The organism is Microbacterium sp. CPCC 204701 (assembly GCF_004010105.1).
Classification (GTDB): Bacteria; Actinomycetota; Actinomycetes; order Actinomycetales; family Microbacteriaceae; genus Microbacterium.
In genome coordinates this window covers 1-2,234 of sequence record NZ_RRYE01000446.1, presented here as the reverse complement: position 1 = coordinate 2,234, position 2,234 = coordinate 1, and the positions used below count along the sequence as shown (strand labels likewise).

Here is a 2,234-nt window from a genome sequence, read left to right as displayed (position 1 = left end):
CCACCGGCGCGCTGGGCACCGGCCCGGCGCCGTCACGCATTGAAGCGGCGGCGGGTCGGGCCGGCGCCCGCCCCGCCGCCGGTGATCAGTCCCGATCGCGCCGTTCCGTGTCGCCGTGAGGCGGCTGTTCGACACGGGGAGGCGTGCCCTTCTCATCGGCCACGATCGCAGCGGCCTCGGCGGCGTCCGCCATGCCCGCCGGCGCACCCGCGACCGCGGGCGCGGCATCCGCTGCCTTCCGGCGCCTGTCGCGGGACGATGCGAAGAGGCTCGCCACGGTCGCCACGGTCATGGCCACGACGATCACGCCGAGCGACACCCACGTCGAGATCTCGGGAGCCCACTCGATGTGCTCGCCGCCGTTGATGAACGGCAGCTCGTTGACGTGCATCGCGTGGAGGATGAGCTTGACGCCGATGAAGGCGAGGATGAACGCGATGCCGTAGTGGAGGTACCGCAGGCGGTCCAGCAGGTCACCCAGCAGGAAGTACAGCTGCCGCAGGCCCATGAGGGCGAAGATGTTCGCGGTGAAGACGATGAACGGGCTCTGCGTGATGCCGAAGATCGCAGGGATGGAGTCGATCGCGAACAGCAGGTCCGTCACGCCGATCGCCGCGAAGACGATGATCATCGGCGTCCACATCTTCTTGCCGTCGACCACCGTGCGGATCTTCGCGCCGTCGTACGTCTCGCTGATGTCGATCGTGCGGCGGAGCACGCGGACGATGAAGGCCTCCTGCTTGACCTCGTCGTCGTGCTCGCCGCCGGGGAACGCCTGGCGGATCGCCGTCCAGACCAGGAACGCGCCGAAGATGTAGAACACCCAGCTGAACTGCTCGATGATGGCCGCCCCCGCGAGGATGAACAGGCCGCGCAGCACGAGGGCGATGATGATGCCCACCATCAGCACCTCCTGCTGATACCGGCGCGGCACCGCGAACTGCGTCATGATCAGCACGAAGACGAACAGGTTGTCGATCGACAGGCTGTACTCGGTGAGCCAGCCCGCGACGAACTGCCCCGCGTACTCGCCGCCCGCGAAGACCCACATGAGTCCGGCGAAGAAGAGCGCGAGCGTCACGTAGAACACCACCCACAGCGTCGATTCCCTGGTCGACGGGATGTGGGGGCGCTTGAGGATGAGGAGCAGATCGCCCAGGAGGATGAGCGAGAGGATCACGAGGGATCCGACTTCGAACCACAGGGGAAGTGTGAGGTCCATTCAGGGCCTTTCGGAAGAACAGGGGGTCGGTCGATGCCGAAAGTCTCTCCCCGCGGCCGGACTGATCCGGTCGTTCCGCGTCGCACACCCGGGGTCGCTCTGTCGGGACCCGTGATGACGGATGCGCGCAGTCGGGATACTCCCTCTCGCTCGCCTCAGGATACAGTCTGCGGATGCCGCGACCGCGCGCGCTGAGACGATATGCGCCGCGCAGACACCGGCATAGTGAGAGACAATTCGAAGCGAGCGGAGGATGGGGCATGGCAGACGACCACCCGCGCGGCGAGTCATCCGGCGATGCCGCGCTCGTGGCCCTGGCGGCCGGCGGGAGCGAACACGCGTTCCGCACGCTGTACCGCGCGTACGTCCGCCCGATCTACTGGCTCGCGCACGGCCTGGTCGGCAATCCGGCCGACGCCGAGGAGGTGACGCAGGAGACGTTCCTGGTCGCATGGCGCAAGCTCCCGGGGCTCGACCTCGCAGGTGACTCGCTGCTTCCGTGGCTCGCGACGGTGTGCCGATTCCAGTCGGCGAACCGCATCCGCAAGCAGAAGCGCGACCGTGAGCACACCGCGGGCGCGGCGGACGAGAACCTCGTCGCGACCGTCGACGTCGAGCAGCAGGTGATCGACGGTGCTCTGGCCGAGGCGATCCTGCGCGAGGTCGAGGGACTCGGCGAGCTGGACCGTGCCATCTTCCGCCTGTGCGCCACCGAGGGCTATGCCTACCAGGCGGCCGCCGACGAGCTCGGCGTCGCGCACGGCGTCGTCCGCAATCGTCTCTCCCGCATCCGCACGCGACTGCGGACCGTCGTCAAGGAGAGCACATGAGCACGCAGCACCAGGAGCCGGCGACGCCGGTGACCCTTCCGGAACTCTCGCGGGAGCGCGTCGACGAGATCGAGGCCGCGCTGTTCTCCGACATCGCCCGCGACCGCTCGCGGCAGGCCACCCGCCGCACCCGCCGCGGCCGCCTCTGGATTGCGGGCGGCGCGGCCGCCGCGGTGGTCGCC

At 68.8% G+C, this 2,234-nt stretch carries 2 protein-coding genes and 1 pseudogene; 2 read left to right on the top strand and 1 reads right to left on the bottom strand.

Features of this window, described 5'->3' with window-relative positions:
* Positions 1-85: 85 nt before the first annotated feature.
* Positions 86-1,222, bottom strand: a complete 1,137-nt coding sequence (locus tag EIO58_RS16595) for a TerC family protein (RefSeq protein WP_127820403.1) — start codon at positions 1,220-1,222, stop codon at positions 86-88.
* Between the two features lie 260 nt (positions 1,223-1,482).
* Here EIO58_RS16595 and EIO58_RS16590 point away from each other — a divergent pair, with 260 nt between their 5' ends.
* On the top strand, positions 1,483-2,052 hold the full coding sequence (locus EIO58_RS16590) for an RNA polymerase sigma factor (RefSeq protein WP_127820402.1): 570 nt from the start codon (positions 1,483-1,485) through the stop codon (positions 2,050-2,052).
* Positions 2,049-2,234: pseudogene (locus EIO58_RS16585) on the top strand (DUF4349 domain-containing protein); the annotation flags it as partial. The gene EIO58_RS16590 and the pseudogene EIO58_RS16585, both read left to right, overlap by 4 nt.